The following is a 19,752-nucleotide window of genomic DNA, read 5'->3' as shown; positions in this document are numbered from 1 at the left end:
TCTCCGGCTGTCTCCTACCGCCGATGACGCTAACGGATCAGGGCGCGACCGGAGGGAACGGAATGCCGGCCAGGAGCGGCAGCAGCGACTCCTCCTCGTAGTCCAGGTGGGCCGACAACTCGGTGGACATGCGGTCCAGTTCGGTACGGAAACGGTCCGGATCCGCGGTGGCGACCTCCGTCAGCAGTGCGTGCAGCTCGCCCTGGATCCGGGCGACCGTGCGGTGTTCTTCGGCGAGTCGGGCGAACACGCCGGACAGATGGGGGTGGCTGCTCGCGAGCGCCGGGAACAGATGCGCGTCCTCCCCGGTGTGGTGGAACGTCAGTGACTCGCAGAACGCCAGGCAGTGCTGGCGCAGTTGGAGGCCGAGCCCCGGCGCGGGCGGCGCGCCGGGGCCCTGGTGCGCCGCCCGCGCGGCGAAGTGGGCGTCGGCCTCGGCGCGTACGTGCTCCAACTGGGAACGCAGCCAGGTGTGGATCTCGATCAGCTTCTCGGCGAGATTGGCGGGGCCTGCCCCGGGGCCCGCCCCGGCGGCGTCGGGTTCGGAGCGCTCCAGCGCCACGACCGGCAGGACCCTGTCGGTGCCGGCCTGGTAGTCGGCGTAACCGGGCGCCGCGCGCACGACGCGCTCGAAGAGCAGGTCGCGCCGCTCGCCCTCGGCGGGGACGGCGATCGCCCCGTACGTCCGGGTGCCGATCTCCACGTGGACCATGGGGTGGGCGAGCAGGTTGTGGTACCAGTCGGGGTGACGGTGGCTGCCGCCGGCCGAGCCGACGATCAGCAGCAGGTCGCCGTCGCGTACAAAGCCGAGCGGAGTGGTGTGCTCCGCCCCGGACCGCGCGCCGGTGGTGGTCAGCAGGAGAAGATCGGCGCCCTCGAAAGGGCCGCCGACCTTTCCCTGGTTGGCCCGGAACTCCTCGATGACGGACTGGGTGAAGGACAGGGGCATACGGAGGTGACTCTCCAGGAGAAGTGGAAAAGCAGAAAAGGGGATGGGTGGGACCACACGCGGGCCTTGTCCTGGTGTTCCGGAACGCGCCGGCCGCGAACGTGAAACAGGGTGGAGAGACAGCGGGCTGTCAGGAGGACCAGGAGGACCAGGAGGACAAGGGACGGCGCGTGGAAACGCGTACGCGTACGTCAGATGGACGGACGGGTACGGCCGTTACGCGAGTGCCGGCTTGCGCGAGTGCTGGCATTGCGCGAGTACCGGCGTTACGCCGAGTACGCCGGATGTGTCAGACGCGGGGTGCGGAGTATGAACTCATGGCATCGTCCCTCGGTAAAGGTGTCCGCTCGAACGCCGGCCTGCCCAGAGCTCTCTGGCCGGTGTCGCGCTACACGCCGACCATTACAGCCATCCGGCGGTGCCCTGTCAATCCGGAAGCATTCGCCTCTCTCGTACGCGAGGACGATTGCCGCGTGGCAAGCCTGGGCCGTAACTGCCCGTCGCAATAGCCCACTTGGGTGACGCGGGCTCACGGATATTCTCCGCGGGCCACTACTGTGCCCAGACATGACCTCTACCAATACCGCGGCGAACCATGCGCACTACGCGTCCCTCCTGGGCACCCTCTCGGTGATTCCCTGGACCAGCGATCCGGCCGCCGGTGAGCGCAACGCGCCTTTCCTGCTGGCCTATTCACTCGGCGACGGTCGGGACGGAGCCGAGGCCGGGGCGGAGGCGATGCGTGCGGTGCTCTCGGACATCGGGCTGAAGCCCGGCAGCGAACTGATCGATGCCGCGCAGTCGCCCAACATCCCGATCAAGCTGATCGTGGAGGCGGGCCGGGCCGTGCTGACCATGCCGTACCTCCACGCGCAGTGCCCCGTACCGCCGGAGTGGGAGCAGGACGCGCGCTCCACCGGGCAGGTCTACTTCCTGGTCGCGACGCGGCCGTGGGCCGAGGGGACCCCGGGGCGGCCGGTCGACGAGCAGCAGTTGCGCGCCTTCGCGGGCGACGAGGAGATGCTTCTGAGCGCCGCGCACTGCCTGCTGCCGGTACGCGGCCTGCGCGGCTGAGCGGCGAGCGGCGAGATGGCAGCGGCATCGACCGAGTACAGGTCCGCCCGGCACCCGGAGGCGGCGGCAGCAGGTGACACCGGCGGGAATCCCCCCGGCACGGTCGGCGGCGGGCGGGCGCTGGCCCTGCTCCTGGTGGTCACGGGGGCGGCGGGGCTGCTGGCCGCGTGGGTGATCACGATCGACAAGTTCAAGCTGCTGGAGGACCCGGACTTCACACCGGGGTGCAGCCTGAACCCGGTGGTGTCCTGCGGCAACATCATGAAGAGCGCGCAGGCGTCGGTCTTCGGCTTCCCCAACCCGATGCTCGGCCTCGCCGCCTACGCGGGCGTCATCTGCATCGGTACGGGACTGCTGGCCGGGGCCCGTTACCGGGACTGGTTCTGGCGGGGGCTGAACACGGGGACGCTCTTCGGTGTCGGGTTCTGCACCTGGCTCCAGTACCAGTCGCTGTACAGCATCAACGCGCTCTGCCTCTGGTGTTCCCTGGCGTGGGTCGCGACGATCCTGATGTTCTGGTACGTCACCGCCCACAACGTCCGTACCGGGGTACTGCCCGCGCCGGCCGTGCTGCGCGGCTTCCTCGCCGAGTTCACCTGGGTGCCGCCCGTGCTGCACATCGGGATCATCGGGATGCTGATCCTGGCCCGCTGGTGGGACTTCTGGACGAGCTGACCACCGTCGTACACACCGGGCCGGCCGTCGCACCGGGCTGCCCGTCGCGTGCCGATCGGCCCCGCCCGCCCCTCAAGGCAGTGCGCCTGAGGGGCGGTGGCGGGACGGCGGCGACGGGGACCTACTTGCCGAGCGGGAGTCCGCCGAGCAGCTTGTTGCCCTGCTGGGGCTTGTTGAGACTGTCGGTTGCGCCCTTGACGGCGTTGAGCACGGAGCCGTCGTTCTCGGTGTCCAGCGCGTTGGTGTGGAGCGGCTTGGCGTCGCGCAGGCCCTCGCTCGCCACGGTGTCCAGGGCGCCGTTCAGGCTGAACGAGGGGGACTTCGCCTCGGCGGCGAACGCCGGGGCGGCGGCACCCAGCACCACCATGGAACCGGCGACGACGGCGGCGACCTTCATGGGCTTCATTGTGATTCCTTCTCCGTGTGATGTCCGGTGCGCTGCGGTACGAGTCAACTCTCGTCGCGCACAGGCCCTTTGGAGGATTTTCCTCCCGTGGCCTCGTTCTCTCTAACGATTCCCCGGCGCGCCGGAAACCCCGTGCGGAAGGAATTCTGTGCGGGCCACCCGAATGAAGAGGAGATTTTTCCTATCCTCCTATCCTCCTATCCTCCTATCGGTCCGCCGGATGAGTGAGGAAAGACCGGTGGAACGCGTGACGGAGAACCGGTGAGGGGTGTACACGGAAAAGCCGCCCTCCCCGAAGGGAAGGGCGGCTCCGCCGAGGAGACGGCGTCAGTTGTTGACGCAGACGTTGCCGAAAGCCGGGTTCAGCAGCCCGATGATGTCGATGGTGTTGCCGCAGAGGTTGATCGGCACGTGGAGCGGCACCTGGATGATGTTGCCGGACAGGACGCCCGGGGAACCGACAGCCGCGGCCGAAGCGCCACTGTCGGCAAAGGCGGCGCCGGAAGCACCGGCGACAGCGGCGGCGGCCGCGGTGGAGAGAACAACAGCCTTGGCGATACGCGACATGGGGAGGGGCTCCTCGGTCGTATGGGGATGACGTGGGGCGCCGGGCGCGATCGCCCGACTTGTGGATCAACGCCGAGGTCCATCAGAGGTTGCGGGCCGAATGAGTGAAGCTGGGCCGGGCGCGCGACTCCGGTGGACGTCACCTGAAGGGGCTTTCCCCACTCGGTTGTACGTTCAGGGCGTTTCGGCGCGTCTGGCGTGATTTTCAGCCTGCGCTCTGTAAAGGTCCCATCTTGCCTGTTTCGACCTTCGAGGCGGAGAGCCAGTATGCGGAATTCTGCGGTTCATGCTGTGGGGCGCGTTCTGTTGTGCGGCCCGGTCCCGCGCGCCCTGTGCGCGGCGCGTTCCCGCCCGATCCGGTGTGGCGTTCGATTCCGTACCGGACGTGACTTCCGCTGACCCGGGCGTTCATTCCTCTCCCTGTATCGCACGAGTGGAAGGAGTCGCGCGTGCAGCGACAGCGGCACCGGCCCGGGACCGGCTTCACCGCGCTCCATCTTGTCCAGCCCGTCGACGGCGGCGTGGCCCAAGTGGTGCTCGACCTTGTCGCGGCGCAGGTGGCCGCCGGGTTCCGGGTCGCCGTCGGCTGCCCCCCCGAGGGGCCGCTCGCCGGGGCGGCGGCTCGCCGGGGAGCCGAGATCCACGTCTGGCACGCCACGCGCGAGCCGGGTCCGGGCCTCCTCCGTGAGGTACGGCAGGCCGCCCGGCTGGTCGGCCGGGTGTGCCCCGATCTGGTCCACGCGCACAGCGCCAAGGCCGGACTCGCGGGCCGGCTGGCCGTCAGGGGCCGCGTCCCGACCGTCTTCCAGCCGCACGCCTGGTCCTTCGAAGCGGCCGGCGGGGTGACCGGACGGCTGGCCGGGAGCTGGGAGCGGTGGGCGGTCCGGTGGACCGACCGGGTCGTCTGCGTCAGCGAGGCGGAGCGGCGTACCGGTGAACGCGCGGGCATCGACGCCACCTGGTCCGTCGTCCACAACGGTGTGGACACCGGCCGGTTCAACCCCGGGGACCGCGCGGCGACCGGCGCCGGTACCGGTACCGCGCGGGCCGCACTGCCACTGCTCGCCGGAGTGCCGGCCACCGCCCCCGTCGTCGTGTGCGTCGGCCGGCTCTGCCGCCAGAAGGGCCAGGACCTCCTGCTCCGCGCCTGGCGGCCGGTCGTACGCCGGATTCCGGGGGCCAGGCTGGTGCTCGTCGGCGACGGGCCCGACGCCGCCGCGCTGCGTGCCGCCGCCCCGCCGTCCGTGCTCTTCGCGGGCGCCGTACCGGACACCGCGCCCTGGTACCGGGCCGCCGATCTGGTGGTTCTGCCGTCCCGCTGGGAAGGCATGGCGGTGGCGCCGCTGGAGGCCATGGCGAGCGGCAGGGCCGTCGTCCTCAGCGATGTGGACGGCGCGCGCGAGAGCCTGCCACCGGGACACGAGCGGTTCTGTCTCACCCCGCCCGAGGATCCGCCCGCGCTGGCGGCGGCCGTCAGCGCCCTCCTCCTTGACGGGCCCCTGCGCGAGGCCATCGGCCGCCGGAGCCATCAGCACGTACTCAGCACCTACGACGTGCGGCAGACCGCGCAGGCCATCGCAGACGTGTACCGCGAAGTCGCCGCCGTGCCGCGCCCCGAGCGCAGGGAGCCGATTCCTCAGTGACCACGGAAAGCACCAGTGTTCCGCCGCCGCACGGCCGGGCGCGCACCGCACCGCAGCACGGGGAGCGGGGCCAGGGACAGCCGACGGCACGGCTCTCCCTGTCCAAGCCCTCCCTGTCCGCCCTGAGCCAGCAGGCCGTGGGGCAGTCGCTGAGCCAGCAGCCCCTGGGCCAGCAGGCCGTGGGGCAGCGGTCGCTCGGCGGGCGCGTCGCGCTCGCCCCGCCCCGGGACGCCGCCGACCGTGTCGCGCTGCCGCCCCGCCGCACCCCGGCCCGCGACTCGCTCCGCTTCGGCCTGCCGCTCGTCGCGGTGGACGCGCTCGCCGTGCTGCTCTCCACCGCCGTACTCGGCGACGAGCGGCGCGACGTCCTCCTGGCCGGCCAGCTCCTCGTCTGCGTGACGGCGCTCAACGCGCGCGCCGGTCTCTACCGCCCCGGAACCGTCGTCTCCGGCCTCGACCAGCTTCCCGGGCTGACCGCCAGGATCGCGGTCGCCTGGTGCGCCGTCGCCGCCGTGCTCGCCGCGCTCCTGCCCGCCCACGCCCTGGGCTTCGCGGCCCTGGCCGGGGGCGCCGCCGTACAGCTCGCCGTGTGCGGTACGGGCCGCGCGCTGCTGCACACGTACCGCCGTGCCTTCGCCCGCGACCGGCTGCGCTCCGCCCTCGTCGTCGGTACGGGGCCGGCCGCGCGCCGGCTGGTCTCGCTGCTCGCCCAGCATCCGGAGTACGGACTGCGCCCTGTCGGCATCGCGTCCGCCGCCCCCGAGCCGGGGGACGGCGACCACCACGCCGGCCACGACGGGCATCCCCACGGCGGCGGTACGGACGGACCCGCCCTGCCCGTGCTCACCACGACCGAGGAGATCCACCGCGCCGTCATCCAGAACGGCGTCCAGGAAGCCCTGTTCATCGACGCCGGGGTCGGCTACGGCGACCCCGGCGAGTGGACCGGCCGCGCCGGGCTCGTCGGGCTCTTCCACGAGTACGGCTGCGCCACCACCTTCGTCGGCGCGGGTCCCTGGGACACCGCCGCCGTGCCCGCCCCCATGGAGCACCACCTCTGGGGTCTCAGCCGCCGCCGCGTCGAGCCGCCCGCCGCGCACACGCACCGCCTCGGCGCGTTCGCCAAACGCCTGCTGGACCTGCTGATCACGGCGCCCGCGCTGCTGGCGATCTCCCCGGTGCTGGCGGTCTGCGCCCTCGCGATCCGGCTCGGCGACGGCCCCGGTGTGCTGTTCCGCCAGGAGCGCGTCGGCCAGCACGGCCGCCCCTTCACCCTGCTGAAGTTCCGTACGCTGCGCCCCTCCGACGACCACGAGTCCGCCACGCGCTGGAACATCGCGGGCGATCTGCGGATGAGCCCGGTCGGCAGCGTGCTGCGCCGTACGTCGATGGATGAGCTGCCCCAGCTCTGGAATGTGCTCCGCGGGGACATGAGCCTGGTCGGACCCCGGCCCGAACGCCCCTTCTTCGTCGCCAACTTCAGCAAGACGCACCCCGGTTACGCGGCCCGCCACCGGATGCCCGTGGGCATCACCGGTCTCGCGCAGGTCCACGGGCTGCGCGGGGACACCTCCATCGAGGAGCGGTCCCGCTTCGACAACCACTACATCGACCACTGGTCGCTCTGGCAGGACGTGTGCATCCTGGTGCGCACCGCCCTCTCCCTCGTCCGCCCGGCGGGAAGCTGATGGCCGCCGGCGCCGTCGACGCGCCCCGCGTACGGTTCCGTCCGCCCGCCTGGTCCGGCGCGCTGCGCCGGGCGGCGCCCCTGCTGCCCGCCGTGGCCGTCGTCGCCCTGCTCGCCGTCCCCGCGCCGCCGGCCGGTGACGGCTCCGCCGGGTCGGGCAGTGTGGCCGACGCCGCCTCCGCCGTGCTCGTCCTGCACTGTCTGGTCCGCGTACTGCGGTCACGGGCCCGCCCGTTGACCCGTACCGCCGCGCTGCTCCTCGGACTCCCGGTGCTCGGCGTGACCGCCGCCTCGCTCACCGCCCACGACCCGGCGGCCACCCTGCCGGGGCTGGCGCGCTACCTCCAGATCTTCGTGCTCGTACCGGGGGCGCTGCTGCTCCTGATCCGGGACCGCCGTGACTTCCGGCTGGTCGCGGGGTCGGTGGTGGTCCTCGCGCTGGCGCAGGGGGCGATCGGGGTCGCGCAGTTCCTCACCGGCACCGGCGCCTCGTACCAGGGCGAGGACATCCGCGCGGTCGGCACCTTCGGACCCACCGATGTGATGGGGATGGCCACCGTCGTCGCGTACGGGCTGATCATCTCGGTCGGTTACGCCCTGGGCGGTGGCACGGGGGCGCCGCGCGGACAGCGGGCGCTCGCCCTCGGCTGCGCCGCGCTGCTCTGCGTACCGCTCCTGCTCTCCTTCAGCCGCGGCGCCTGGATCGCCACCGCCGTGGCGCTCGCGCTGCAACTCGCGCTCTCGGGGCTCCGCAGGGCCGTCGTCGTGACGCTCACCGCGGCGGCGCTCGGGGTCGTCCTCGTCGGCGGGCTCGGCATCGGCTCGCAGATGATCACCGAACGGTTCGACTCGATCGCCCGGGTCGCCGACGCGCCCGACCAGTCCGTCACCGACCGGTACACCATGTGGGCGGCGGCCACCGACATGTGGCGGGAGCGGCCCGTCACGGGCGTGGGGCTGAAGGGCTTCCCCGCCTACCGCGACCACCACGCCTCCCTCGCGCTGTCCGCGGCCAGCGACACCGCGGGCGCGGGGATGGGGTTCCAGCGCCAGCCGCTGCTCTCGCCGCACAACATGTATCTGCTCGTCCTGAGCGAACAGGGGCTGCTCGGCATCGTCGCCTTCGCGGGCAGTTGGGCGGGGCTCCTGGTGTGCGCGGTGCGCGGACTGCGCGGGTCGCGCCGCTCCGGTACGGGCGCGGAGTGCGGGCTCGTCGTCACGGGGCTGCTGGCCTGGCAGCTGGTGGACTTCGGTTACGCGGACATCGGCGGCCCGTCGACCGTACTGACGGCGGTGATGCTCGGCCTGGCGGCCTGGTGGGCGCTGAGCCGGCGGCGCCACCGGAGCGGCGGGCCCATGGCGTACGGCGACGGCGCGGCCCCCGCGGCCCGCGGAGGGGCCGGGACGGCGTGAGCGATACGACGCACTCCCTCCCCGCGGTCCCACCGCCCTCGGTACCCCCGGCGGCGGAGGCCGGCTCCGCCGTCCCGGCCCCCGCGACGGCCGGTCCGGGCACCGCCGCCACCGTCACCCCCGGCCTCTCGGAGGAGCCCGGCGGGCGCGGCTCCGCCTCCGCGCGGTTCCTGGCGCGGGCCGCGTTCGTGACCGCCGCGCTGACCGCCGCCGGATCGCTCCTCGGTCTGCTCCGCGACCAGACCATCGCGCACCTCTACGGCGCGGGCCCCGACACCGACGCCTTCCTCGTCGCCTGGACCGTGCCCGAGGTCGCCGCCACGCTCCTCATCGAGGACGCCATGGCGCTGATCCTCGTACCGGCGTTCAGTCTGGCGCTCGCCCGCCGGGCCGCCCGGCCGCCCCGGGACCGACCGCGCGAACGCGTCCAGGGCCCCGACCCCGATCCCGTACGGCAGCTCACCCGCGCCACCCTGCCCCGGCTCTTCCTCGCCCTCAGCGCGTGCGCGGCGCTGCTCGTCGTCTGCGCGCCCTGGGCGGTCGCCGTTCTCGCGCCCGGTCTGCCCGAACCCGGGCTGGCCGTCGACTGCACCCGGCTGACCGCCACGTCGATCTTCACCTACGGGGTGGCGGGCTACTGCAGCGCAGCCCTGCGCGCACACGGCAGCTTCCTGGCGCCCGCCGCGATCTACGTCGCCTCCAACGTCGGCATCATCTCCACGATGCTGCTGGCCGGCGCGGAGACGGGGGTGCGCGCGGCCGGGGCCGGGGTCGCCGTCGGCGGGGTGTTCATGGTGCTGATCCAGCTCCCCGCCCTGTGGAACCGGCTGACGGAGCGCCGGCCCCCGAGCGGCCACGAACCCCCGTCCGCCCCCGTACCCGCGACGGCAGCGGCGGCGGCGACGGCGGGAACCACCGCCCCCGCCCGGCTCACCTCGCCCGTCGCCCTCGGACTGCTCGTCCCCGTCATCGCCTTCGCGCTCAGCCGCCAGTCGCAGGTCCTCGTCGAGCGGTTCCTCGCCGCGCCGCTGCCCGCCGGGGCCATCTCGCACCTCAACTACGCGCAGAAGGTCGCGCAGATCCCGATGACGCTCTCGCTGATGCTCTGCACCGTCACCTTCCCGGTGGTCGCCCGTGCCATGGCGGCGGGCGAGACCGACCGGGCCCGACGACGCGTCGAACGCGATCTCGCGCTCGCCGGGATCATCGTGCTGATCGGGGCCGCCACCGTCGTCTCCTGCGCCCCGCAGATCATCGAAGTGCTCTTCCAGCGGGGCGAGTTCCACTCCCAGGACACCGCCGCGACCGCCGCCGTGATGCGGGTGTACGCGCTCGGCCTGCTCGGCCACACCCTCGTCGGGGCCCTCGTACGCTGCTACTTCTCCGCCGCGCGCCCGCTCTGGTTCCCCGCGCTCGCCATGACCGCGGGGCTCGCGCTCACCGGCGGCGCGGGCGCCCTGCTGGTCGGCGTCTGGGGGGTGCTCGGCATCGCCGCCGCCAACGCCGTCGGCGTCACCCTCACCGCCGTCCTCATGCTGCACGGTCTGCGCCGCCACAGCGTCCCCGTCAGGACCCGCCATATGACCGGCGCCCTGGCCAAGCTCAGCGCCGCCGCCGCGGTGGCCACCGGCTCCGGATGGCTGTGTGCCGCCCTCGTCCCCTCCCCGGTCCTCGCCACCCTCGCCGCCGGGCTGGTGGTCACCGCCGTGTTCCTGGTCGCCGCCAGCGCTCTGAAGGCCCCCGAAGCCGGCTCCATCCTCCGCTCCCTCACCCGCCCCTTCTCACGAAAGCTCGCCGATGCCCGCTGACAGAGCCGTTATGACCGCCCTGGCCCGCCCGAGGTCCGGCGGCCCCCTGTGGGCCCTCATGTACCACTCGGTCGCCGATCCCACCGACGACCCCCACCGGGTGACGGTCTCCCCGGGCCGGCTCGAACAGCAGCTCCGCTGGCTGCGCCGCCGTGGCCTGACCGGGGTCTCCATGGCCGAACTGCTGCGCGCCCGCGCCGAGGGGCGCGGCGCCGGACTCGTCGGCCTCACCTTCGACGACGGGTACGCCGACTTCACCGCCAACGCGCTCCCGCTGCTCCGCGAGTACGGCTGCACCGCGACCGTCTTCGTCCTGCCTGGCCGCCCCGGCGGCACCAACGCGTGGGACAGCCCCGGCCCCCGCAAGCCCCTGCTCACCGAGGACGGCGTACGGGAGGCCGCCGCGGCCGGGATGGAGATCGGCTCCCACGGGCTCCTCCACGTCGACCTCGACACGGTCGACGACGCCACGCTCGCCGCCGAGACCGGTCGCAGCCGGGAACTGCTGCGCGACCTCACCGGCACCGAGGTCGGCGGCTTCTGCTACCCGTACGGCACGGTCGGCATCCGTGCCGTCGCGGCGGTACGCGCCGCCGGGTACGCGTACGCCTGCGCCATCGACCCGGGGCCGCTGACCGGGCTGTTCGCGCTGCCCCGTATCCATGTGGGGGAGCGCGACACCGACCTCAGGCTGCGCCTGAAGTGGCGGCTGCACCACCGCAGGCGCGTACCCGTCCAGGCCGCCGCCTTCACGGAGTACGCCGACTCCGCCGCGTACCGCGCCTCCCGGACGGTACCGACGGCCCCGGCGGCCACCCCGTGAAGGTCCTGCATGTCATCACCGGCCTCGGCATCGGCGGCGCCGAGCAGCAACTTCGCCTGATGCTGCGCCAGTTGCCCACCCACAACGAGGTCGTCACGCTCACGGAAGCGGGCGCGGTCGCCGACGGCATCGTCGCCGACGGGGTACGCGTCGCCCACCTCGGCATGGCCGGGAACCGCGATCTCGCCGCCCTGCCCCGGCTGACCCGCCTCGTCCGGCAGGGCGGGTACGACCTCGTCCACACCCACCTCTACCGCGCCTGCCTGTACGGCCGCGTCGCGGCCCGCCTGGCCGGGGTACGGACCATCCTCGCCACCGAACACTCCCTCGGCGCAGTCCAGATCGAGGGCCGCCCGCTGACCCCCGGCGCCCGCGCGCTCTATCTCACCGGGGAACGGCTCGGCACCGCCACCGTCGCCGTCTCCACCACCGTCGCGCGCCGGCTGGAGCGCTGGGGGGTGCGCCGCGACCGTATCCATGTCGTCCCCAACGGCATCGAGTCCGGGCGCTTCGCCTTCGACGAGAAGGCGCGCCGCGCCGCCCGCGAGCGGCTGGGCCTGGCCGAGGACGCCTTCGTGGTGGGCGGCGTCGGACGGCTCGCACCCGGCAAACGGTACGACCGCCTGGTGCGCGCCGTGGGTGAACTGCCTGACGCGCGACTCCTGTTGGTCGGCGAGGGCCCGGAGCGTACGCCGCTGCTGCGGCTCGCCGAGGAACGCGGGCTGGCCGACCGGATCCTGCTGCCCGGCGCGTGCGAGGACCCGCCGCCCGTCCCGCACCCGGGGGACCTGCCCTCGCTGCTCGCCGCCATGGACGTCTTCGTCTCCACCTCCCACGACGAGGCGTTCGGGCTCGCCGTGGTGGAGGCGCTCGCCGCCGGGCTGCCGGTGCTCCATGTGACCTGCCCGGCGCTCCAGGACCTGCCGCCCGAGGCCGCGCCGGGCGCGCGCCGGGTCAGCGGCTCCGTGCCCGGTCTCGCCGAGGAGCTGCGGCGGCTGCGCGGCCTGGGCCCGCACCGGCGGCCCGTGCCGTCCGCCGTGCACCACTACGACATCGCCCGCAGCGCCGAGCAGTTGATGGCCGTGTACGAGAACGCCGTCCGCGGCCAGGCCCCCACCCGAGAAGCGAGCAGCGTATGACCGAGCAGGCCCCCCAGCAACCGCACCGGCGGCCCCTGCGGTGCGGCGCTCCGCGCACTCCGCGCCCGCGGCCCGAGCGCCGCCCCGCGCCGCCGGCGCCCACACTGCTGGCCCGGCGGGTCCGGCGTACCACGGTCCGCTGGGCCCGCCGGCTCCGGCGGCTGCGGCCGGCGGCGCTCTCGGCCCGCTGGATCGTGCCGGCCGCCGTGCTGGCCGGGGCGGCGGCAGGCGGTGCGTACGGGGCGCTCCGTACCCCCGAGTACGCGGCGACCAGCTATGTCGTCGTCGTACCGACCGAGCGGTCCGACCCGGCCGCCGCGCTGGGCTTCGCGACCGCGTACGGGCGGGTCGCCGCGCAGGTCGCGGTGGTCGGGGACGCGGCGGTCTGGTCCGGGGTGCCCGCGCGGACCCTCAAGGAGAGCGTCCGGACGGCGACCTCGCCCGACGCGCCGATGATCTCGGTGACGGCGACCTCGTCCAGCGCGGGCACCGCCGTGGGCATGGCGGACGGCGTGGCACGCTCGCTCGTCGTCAACGGCTCGCAGATGCAGTCCCGTACGCATGTACGCGTCCTGCCGTTCTCCCGGGCCGTGGAGCCCACGAGCCCGGTCACGCCCTCCGCGCCGCTGGCCGCGCTGGTCGGCGGCTGCGCGGGCGGGCTGCTCGGCGGGCTCGGCCTGCTGGTGCGGCCGAAGCGCCGCCCCGTGGCCCCCGCGCACGCCGGGGGCCCGGCGTCCGTGCCAGGGCCAGCGACCGCGTCGGCGGCCTGTTCCCCGCAGCAGCAGGAAACGGTCTGATGGCCCCCGGAGCCGGCACACGGACCGCCGCCCGCTACGTCCCCGTGGCGGCGCTGCTGCACGCCTCCCGGTCGGACGCGGTGTACACCACCGAGGTGTGCCGGGACGCGGGCCGCTTCGCCGAACTCGCCCCGGAGTGGCACGCCTTGTACCGCCGCTGCCGTACGGCCACCCCCTTCCAGAGCCACGCCTGGCTGCACTCCTGGTGGCTGTCGTACGGCCGGGACGGCGGCGCGGGCGGCGGGCGCGGCAGGCTGCGCGTCGTCCTCGTCCGCCGGGCCGGGGAGCTCGTCGCGGCGGTCGCGCTGACACTCACGCACCGCCCGCTGCCCGTCCTCGTCCATCTCGGCGGCTCCATCTCCGACTTCTCCGACGTCCTGCTCGACGACGAGCACGCAGGGACCGCCGCGCCCGCGCTCGCCCGGGCCCTCGCCGAACTGGCCCGTACCGCGGTGATCGACCTGCGCGAGGTACGGCCCGGGGCCGCCGCCGAACGCGTCTACGACTGCTGGCGCGGGCCGCGCCGCCGGCTTTCGGACTCCACCTGCCTGGAGCTGCCCGCCGTCCCCATGGACGCACTGCTCACCCGGCTGCCCGCCGCGCGCGCCCAGCGCGCCCGCGCCAAGCTGCGCAAGCTGGCCGTGCTCGGCATCGGCGAGCGGGTGGTGGAGCGCGCGGAGATCCCCGCCGCCGTCGAACGGCTGCTGGCGCTGCACCGCCTCCAGTGGCAGGGCCGCGGCGTCACCGCCGAACACCTCAGCGAGCGCTTCGCGGAACACCTCACCCGGGCCGTGCGCGCCATGGCCGGGTCCGGCGACGCGCGGGTCACCGAGTTCACCCTGGACGGCGCGGTGGTGGCCGCCGACGTCACCCTGATGTCGGGTCAGCTCGCGGGCGGCTATCTGTACGGCGCCGACCCCGAACTGCGCGCCAGGAAGGCGGATGTCGCCACGATGCTGCTGCGCGCCGGGGCGGGATGGATCGGCGAGAGCGGCCGGACCACGCTGAGCATGCTGCGCGGCAACGAACCGTACAAGCACCACTGGCGTCCCGAGGCCGTCACCAACCAGCGGCTGCTGCTCGCGCGGTCCGCGCTGGCGCCCTCCCTGCACCTGGTGGTCGCACGGGCGGCGGGGCGCGGCCGGGCGGCCGAGCTGGTGAAGCGGGCGCGGCCACGGGCGCGGCCACGGTGAGGCGGCGACCAGGGATGACCTTGTCGCCGCCGTTACCGCCGTTACCGCCGATGTCCGTGCCGGGGCCGTGACCTCAGGTGCGCCGGCTCTCCCACCAGTCGAGAGGGATACAGATCTTGCCGCCCAGCCAGCTCTCCACCCAGGCACCGAGGTTCAGCGGACGGCAGTCCTGCGGACGCTCCGGGGTCGGGACCGGCGTGGGCTCCGCGGGCGCCGTGGGCGGCGCGGGGGGAGCGGGCGGCGTGGGCGTCGGCACGGACTGCGGGTCACGTCCGTACAGCATCGAACGGAACACCTTCGACGACTTGGGATTCCGGTCGCACTGCCAGACGCCGTGGGGGCAGTAATCCGTGACGGTGCTGTACAGCGGCTTGTACGTGTCGATCCACTGGAGCATGCGCCGCATGTACACAGGGTTGTCACCGTTGCGGTAGAGACCCCACTCCGGATAGGAGATCACCTTTCCATGTGCGGCGGCGAAGTCCACATGCTGCTGGAGTCCGTACGGCTCACCGACCTGTTCGTCGAACGTCCGTCCCGGCGGCTGGTCGTACGAGTCCATGCCGAGGATGTCCACGGTGGAGTCACCTGGATAACACTCCGTCCAGGGAATGGCGTCCCGTCCCCGGTTCGGGGCGAAATCGAATCGGAATTTCTGTCCTGGCACCTCGCGCATCGCGGTGACGATACGGTTCCAGTACGCCTTCCACGCCTCCGGGTCAGGACCGCAACGATGCGTGTACGTGATTCCGTTCATCTCCCAGCCGAGCACGACCACCGTGTCGGGGACCCCGAGTGCGACCAGCCGCCGCGCCAGCGTCCTGAAGTGCCCGTCGTACTGGCCCGAGGCGCCTCTGCGCAGCTCACGGCGGACCACGTCGTCCGGCACATGGTCCTCGTTCCGCTCCAGCATGGGCACGTTGAGGACGAACATCCGGTCGTCGCGGGCCTTGCGCCACTCGGCCCAGCTCTCCAGGAAATCCGGGCTGCCCTCGATGTTGGACCACACGTCGCCCGGGAGATAGGTGTGCCCCACGCGCAATTCCCGGCCGCCGAGCCATTTCTCCATGGCCGCGATACGCCGTACCCCGTCCGGCCCGTAGTCGAGATACGCGCCCAGCGCGGGCGACGGGGCCGCGGGCGGCTTCTGTCTTTCCGCACCACCGGAATCCCCGGCGAGTCGTGGAACGGGCAGCACGGCACCGGAGGCGAGAAGTCCGGCCGAGACCACACCCAGGCAGGTGGTCGTCATCCTTCGACGTCGTCGACGGGTCATGTCCGCTCCTTGTGATCGCACGCGCTTTCGTGGCCCCGAGCCGTGGTCACGTTGATCACAAATTATTTCTAATAAGCCGGTCGGGAACCCGGCCTGGTGTTCCAGTAGTCCATTAGTGAATTTCATCCCTCGCATGGGGTATCGAAATGAAGGGCACCACCGTGCCGAGCTTTGACACCCGCGTTCCGGCCGTCCTGTTGCGGCTCGACCGGAACCCGTTCCACCACGGCACGCTGGGCGCCGTACGCTCCCTCGGCCGCGCCGGGATCGAGGTGCACGCGGTGGTCGAGGGCGCGCACAGCCCCGTCGGACGCTCCCGCTATCTGCGCCAGGCCCATCTACGGCCGCAACAGGCACCGGATCTGACAGGCATTCCGGCGTCGCCGGACACGGCGGGGAATCCGGCGCCGGCATCGGTACGGCGACTGCTCCTCTCCCTCGCCGACCGGCTCCCGGCCCCCGCCGTCCTCATCGCGATGGACGACCTGAGCGCGATCGCCGTGGACCGGCTCCAACCGGAACTGGCGGGCCGTTACCTTCTGCCTGAACAGCCGTCAGGGCTGCCCGAGCGCGTCGCGGACAAGGCGGAGCTGGCCGGGATCTGCCGCGAGCTGGGCCTGCCCCATCCCCGCACGGTCATCCCCGACGACGCGGCCGAGGCCGCCGCTGCCGCCTGGTCGCTGGGGCTGCCCGTGGTCGCGAAGTGGAGCAGACCATGGCTGCTGCCCGAAGGGTCCGGGCTGCGCAGCACCCGCGTCGTCCGCTCCCCGCAGGAGGCACGCGCGCTGTACGGGCGCAGCGACGAGGCGGGCAGCAGGCTGCTGCTCCAGGAGTTCCTGCCGGGCGCCCCCGACCGCGACTGGTTCTTCCACGGCTACAGCGGCCACGGCCCCGGGCCCGGCCGCACGCGGCTGCTCGGGGCGGCCGGGCGCAAGGACCGCGCCTGGCCGGTGGGGGCCGGGCTGACCGCGGTCGGCCGGTGGCTGCCCAACCCGGCCGTGGAGCGGCTGGCGGGCGAACTGGTCGCCGCCCTCGGCTACCGGGGCATCCTCGACCTCGACTTCCGCCGCGAGGCCGCGACCGGCGCGTACCACCTGCTCGACTTCAACCCCCGCCCCGGCGCGCAGTTCCGGCTCTTCACCGACGGCTCCGGCACGGACGTCGTCCGCGCCCTCCACCTCGATCTGACCGGACGCGGCCTGCCGGTGCAGGAGGCGGTGCACGGGCGGGCGTTCGTCGTGGAGAACTACGCGGCGCTGTCCTTCCTCTCCTCGATCAGGACCGGCCGCCGCGAGCCGGGGACGCCTTCCCGGCCCAGGCGCCGGTTCCGTTCCCGGCCGCGGCCCCGTGCCACGGAGACAGCGTGGTGGGCGCCGGACGATCCGCTGCCCGCCTGCGCGATGGCCCTCGCCTGGGGGCTGCATCTCGTACGCCGCGGCGGGCGGCTGCTGCGCCGCGCCCTGCCGCACCGGCGTGACGACGGGACCGGACGGCCGCCGCGCACCCCGCCCGTACGGCAGAGGTGGAGCGGCCCGGACCCCTCCGGCCTGCCCCCGGCGCCCGCACCGCGCCGTACCCGATGAACCCTCCCCAGCAGACACACCACAGAGAGCGGGAATCACCATGCACGACCTGGTAGTTGTCGGCGCCGGCCCCTACGGACTCTCCATCGCGGCGCACGCCGCCGCGGCCGGGCTCGACCTGCGGGTCTTCGGCAGGCCGATGGCCTCGTGGCGGGAGCACATGCCGCCGGGGATGTTCCTGAAGTCCGAACCGTGGGCGTCCAACCTCTCCGACCCGGGCGGGGCCTTCGGCCTCGCCGCCTACGCGGCCACGCTGGGCCGGGAGGCCCGGCACGGCGTTCCGCTGCCGGTCGGTCTCTTCGCCTCGTACGGACTGTGGTTCGCCGAGCGTGCGGCGCCGCCGGTCGACGAACGGATGATCACCTCCGTACGGGCCTGCCCCGGCGGGTTCCGGCTGACCGCCGAGGACGGTGAACAGCTCCTCGCCCGTACGGTGGCGCTCGCCGTCGGTGTGATGCCGTTCATCGACATCCCCGCGCCGCTGCTCGCTCTGGACCGCGCGTATGTGACGCACAGCAGCCACCACCGCGATCTGGCGCGCTTCGCGGGCGGTGACGTGACGGTCATCGGGGCGGGTCAGGCAGCCCTGGAGACCGCCGCGCTCCTCGCCGAACAGGGCACGTCCGTACGGCTGGTGGCCCGCTCCGGGCGGTTGAACTGGAACACCCTGCCGCCGCCCCTGGACCGCCCCGCCGCCACGGCGGCCCGCGCCCCGCACACCGGGCTCGGGTGCGGCTGGAAGAACTGGCTGTACGCGGAGACCCCCGGTGTCTTCCGCCGGCTCCCCGAGGCGACCCGCGCCCGGATCTTCACCTCGGCGCTCGGCCCGGCCGGCGCGTGGTGGCTGCGCGAGCGCTTCGAGACGGCGGCGCGGGTGGAGGTGCGGCTCGGCGAGAGCGTGGTGACGGCGGCCCCGGCGGGCGGGCGGGTACGGCTGGAGCTGTTCGCCACCACAGGGCGGACGGAGACGGTGGAGACCGACCATGTCATCGCTGCTACCGGCTTCACCCCGGGGCTCGACCGGCTCGGCCTGCTCGAAGGACCGCTCGCCGAGGGCCTGCGGACCGTGGGCCCGAGCAGGGCGCCCGAGGCGAGCGCCGCCTTCGAGTCCTCGTACCCCGGTCTGTTCCTGGCAGGCCTGCTGAGCGCGCCGTCGTTCGGTCCGTCGATGCGGTTCGTGTACGGGGCGGCGTACACGGCGGAGCGGCTGGTGGCCGGGGTACGGCGCCGGGTCGGCGCCCGGGGCGGCCCGCTCGCGAAGGTGCGCCAGCGGCAGGGGCAGCGCGAGGCGCGGGGCCGGGGCCCGCTCTCCGTCAGGTGATCTCCGTTTGACGGGGCGAGGGCAGGGCTGTCGCCGCGCTGCCCTCGCCCCGTCGGTCCTGGCACGGTGTCGAACGTACTGCCGGACGTACTGCCGGATGTCGTGCCGGACGCGATGTCAGACGCGGGCCGGGACTCGGGAGCGCCGGTAGAGGAGCGCGCCGCCGAGGATCAGGCCGGCGCTCGACGCCGCGGCGGCGAGCAGATGGGGGGCGCCGCCGGTGGCCGCGAGCTGCGGGTCGCCGGCGGGGCGCGCGGCGGGCAGGACGGCGGGCGTGATCGCGCGCGAAGCGGGGTCGGTGTGCGGCACGTGGTGAGGCCCGGCGGGGGCCGGCGGAACGGAGCGGTCCTCCGGCGGGGTGTTCTCCTCGGGCTCCTCGTCGGGGGTGTCGGGGAGTTCGGGGGCCGTGGGGCGCTCCGGCGGCGCCGGGGGCGTGCCGTTGACGCAGTGGTTGCCGAAGGCCGGATCGAGGAGGCCCACCAGGTCGACGGAGTCACCGCAGACGTTCACGGGGATGTCGAGCGGCGCCTCGACGTCATTGCCGCCGAGCACGCCGGGTGACCCCTTGGCGATGCTGCTGGCCTCGCTGCCGGAGCCGGTGACCGCCTGGTGCGGGGCGCCGTGGTGCGGGGGAGCGTCCTGCTGCTGCGTGTACTGCTGGGGCGTGTGCTGCTGGGGCGCCCCGGGGTGGCCAGGCGCCTGGTGGTGCGGGTTCCCGTGGTGCTTCGGCGGGTGCGACACGTTGGCGCAGACATTGCCGAAGGCGGGGTTCAAAAGCCCGATGACGTCGACACTGTTGCCACAGGCGTTGACGGGGACGTCCAGGGGCACCTGGACGTTGTTGCCGGACAGCAGCCCCGGCGACCCGACGGCCGCGCCGCTCGCGTCGGCGGCCTGGGCGTAACCGCCGCTCAAGGACAGCACACTGGACGCCGCGGCGGCCGTGAGCAGTCCTTTGCCGATGAGGTCTCGCACTCTGGTTCTCTCCTCCTGCCGGCTGACCGGCCGGCCGTTGTCGCGGGTGGGTTCCATGCCCCACCCGGGCCGGTCCCGGCACGCGAGCGGACACGCGCACCGGGACCGGAAGGGGGTGTCCCGCGGGACACCCCCGGGACCTCACGAGGTCACAACGTCAGCCGTTGACACAGACGTTGCCGAAGGCGGGGTTCAGGATCCCGATGACGTCGATGCTGTTGCCACAGACGTTGATCGGGACGTGGACGGGCACCTGAACGACGTTGCCCGAGAGGACACCCGGCGAACCGACGGCGACGCCCTCGGCGCCCGCGTCGGCCATGGCGGGAGCCGCGGCACCTACGGCGAGGAGCAGACCGGCGACGATCGTTGCGGCCTTCTTGCACTTCATGTTGAGCCCTTTCCGCAGCGGCGAACACGTCC

At 73.5% G+C, this 19,752-nt stretch carries 18 protein-coding genes; 12 read left to right on the top strand and 6 right to left on the bottom strand.

Going from position 1 to position 19,752, the window contains the following annotated elements:
• Positions 1-37 precede the first annotated feature (37 nt).
• Positions 38-949 (bottom strand): nitroreductase/quinone reductase family protein, encoded by a 912-nt coding sequence (locus tag ACIQ7D_RS15815; protein WP_403937784.1) that lies wholly within the window; start codon positions 947-949, stop codon positions 38-40.
• Positions 950-1,516: 567 nt separating this feature from the next.
• On the opposite strand from ACIQ7D_RS15815, the gene ACIQ7D_RS15810 reads away from it, so the two are divergent.
• Complete coding sequence (locus ACIQ7D_RS15810) at positions 1,517-2,023, top strand: DUF5949 family protein (RefSeq protein ID WP_403937782.1); 507 nt, start codon at positions 1,517-1,519, stop codon at positions 2,021-2,023.
• Between the two features lie 15 nt (positions 2,024-2,038).
• Positions 2,039-2,698: a vitamin K epoxide reductase family protein gene (locus tag ACIQ7D_RS15805; protein WP_403937780.1), complete on the top strand. Its 660-nt coding sequence runs from the start codon at positions 2,039-2,041 to the stop codon at positions 2,696-2,698.
• Between the two features lie 121 nt (positions 2,699-2,819).
• On the opposite strand, the gene ACIQ7D_RS15800 is transcribed toward ACIQ7D_RS15805, so the two are convergent.
• Entirely contained in the window at positions 2,820-3,104 is a 285-nt protein-coding gene (locus ACIQ7D_RS15800; protein WP_403937778.1) for a hypothetical protein, read from the bottom strand.
• Between the two features lie 327 nt (positions 3,105-3,431).
• A complete protein-coding gene (locus ACIQ7D_RS15795) occupies positions 3,432-3,671 on the bottom strand; it encodes a chaplin (RefSeq protein ID WP_403937775.1) in 240 nt (79 codons plus the stop codon).
• A gap of 449 nt (positions 3,672-4,120) precedes the next feature.
• Between ACIQ7D_RS15795 and ACIQ7D_RS15790 the strand changes: the two genes are divergently transcribed.
• From ACIQ7D_RS15790 to ACIQ7D_RS15755, 8 genes are read left to right on the top strand one after another with little or no spacing between them, the layout of a single operon-like run.
• Complete coding sequence (locus tag ACIQ7D_RS15790; RefSeq protein WP_403937773.1) at positions 4,121-5,314, top strand: glycosyltransferase family 4 protein; 1,194 nt, start codon at positions 4,121-4,123, stop codon at positions 5,312-5,314.
• Positions 5,311-7,002 (top strand): sugar transferase, encoded by a 1,692-nt coding sequence (locus ACIQ7D_RS15785; RefSeq protein WP_403937771.1) that lies wholly within the window; start codon positions 5,311-5,313, stop codon positions 7,000-7,002. The genes ACIQ7D_RS15790 and ACIQ7D_RS15785 overlap by 4 nt, the downstream gene beginning before the upstream one ends.
• On the top strand, positions 7,002-8,414 hold the full coding sequence (locus ACIQ7D_RS15780) for an O-antigen ligase family protein (RefSeq protein WP_403937768.1): 1,413 nt from the start codon (positions 7,002-7,004) through the stop codon (positions 8,412-8,414). Before ACIQ7D_RS15785 ends, ACIQ7D_RS15780 begins: the two co-directional genes overlap by 1 nt.
• A complete protein-coding gene (locus tag ACIQ7D_RS15775) occupies positions 8,411-10,222 on the top strand; it encodes a lipid II flippase MurJ (protein ID WP_403937766.1) in 1,812 nt (603 codons plus the stop codon). Before ACIQ7D_RS15780 ends, ACIQ7D_RS15775 begins: the two co-directional genes overlap by 4 nt.
• Positions 10,212-11,045: a polysaccharide deacetylase family protein gene (locus tag ACIQ7D_RS15770; protein ID WP_403937764.1), complete on the top strand. Its 834-nt coding sequence runs from the start codon at positions 10,212-10,214 to the stop codon at positions 11,043-11,045. Before ACIQ7D_RS15775 ends, ACIQ7D_RS15770 begins: the two co-directional genes overlap by 11 nt.
• Positions 11,042-12,184: a glycosyltransferase gene (locus ACIQ7D_RS15765; RefSeq protein ID WP_403937762.1), complete on the top strand. Its 1,143-nt coding sequence runs from the start codon at positions 11,042-11,044 to the stop codon at positions 12,182-12,184. Before ACIQ7D_RS15770 ends, ACIQ7D_RS15765 begins: the two co-directional genes overlap by 4 nt.
• Positions 12,181-12,981 (top strand): lipopolysaccharide biosynthesis protein, encoded by an 801-nt coding sequence (locus ACIQ7D_RS15760; RefSeq protein ID WP_403937761.1) that lies wholly within the window; start codon positions 12,181-12,183, stop codon positions 12,979-12,981. The genes ACIQ7D_RS15765 and ACIQ7D_RS15760 overlap by 4 nt, the downstream gene beginning before the upstream one ends.
• On the top strand, positions 12,981-14,174 hold the full coding sequence (locus tag ACIQ7D_RS15755; protein ID WP_403937759.1) for a GNAT family N-acetyltransferase: 1,194 nt from the start codon (positions 12,981-12,983) through the stop codon (positions 14,172-14,174). The genes ACIQ7D_RS15760 and ACIQ7D_RS15755 overlap by 1 nt, the downstream gene beginning before the upstream one ends.
• A gap of 73 nt (positions 14,175-14,247) precedes the next feature.
• Here ACIQ7D_RS15755 and ACIQ7D_RS15750 read toward each other — a convergent pair whose 3' ends face one another.
• Positions 14,248-15,450: a glycoside hydrolase family 26 protein gene (locus tag ACIQ7D_RS15750; RefSeq protein WP_403937757.1), complete on the bottom strand. Its 1,203-nt coding sequence runs from the start codon at positions 15,448-15,450 to the stop codon at positions 14,248-14,250.
• 146 nt (positions 15,451-15,596) lie between these two features.
• Here ACIQ7D_RS15750 and ACIQ7D_RS15745 point away from each other — a divergent pair, with 146 nt between their 5' ends.
• Positions 15,597-17,033: an ATP-grasp domain-containing protein gene (locus tag ACIQ7D_RS15745; RefSeq protein ID WP_403937755.1), complete on the top strand. Its 1,437-nt coding sequence runs from the start codon at positions 15,597-15,599 to the stop codon at positions 17,031-17,033.
• Between the two features lie 40 nt (positions 17,034-17,073).
• Positions 17,074-18,354 carry an FAD-dependent oxidoreductase gene (locus ACIQ7D_RS15740; protein WP_403937754.1) on the top strand — a complete coding sequence of 427 codons (1,281 nt, stop codon included), beginning with the start codon at positions 17,074-17,076 and terminating at the stop codon, positions 18,352-18,354.
• Between the two features lie 117 nt (positions 18,355-18,471).
• On the opposite strand, the gene ACIQ7D_RS15735 is transcribed toward ACIQ7D_RS15740, so the two are convergent.
• Positions 18,472-19,329: a chaplin gene (locus tag ACIQ7D_RS15735; protein ID WP_403937753.1), complete on the bottom strand. Its 858-nt coding sequence runs from the start codon at positions 19,327-19,329 to the stop codon at positions 18,472-18,474.
• A gap of 157 nt (positions 19,330-19,486) precedes the next feature.
• Complete coding sequence (locus tag ACIQ7D_RS15730) at positions 19,487-19,720, bottom strand: chaplin (protein WP_403937751.1); 234 nt, start codon at positions 19,718-19,720, stop codon at positions 19,487-19,489.
• Positions 19,721-19,752 lie beyond the last annotated feature (32 nt).

The organism is Streptomyces sp. NPDC096310 (assembly GCF_044763125.1).
GTDB lineage: Bacteria > Actinomycetota > Actinomycetes > Streptomycetales > Streptomycetaceae > Streptomyces.
This window is presented reverse-complemented; position numbering and strand designations above follow the sequence as displayed.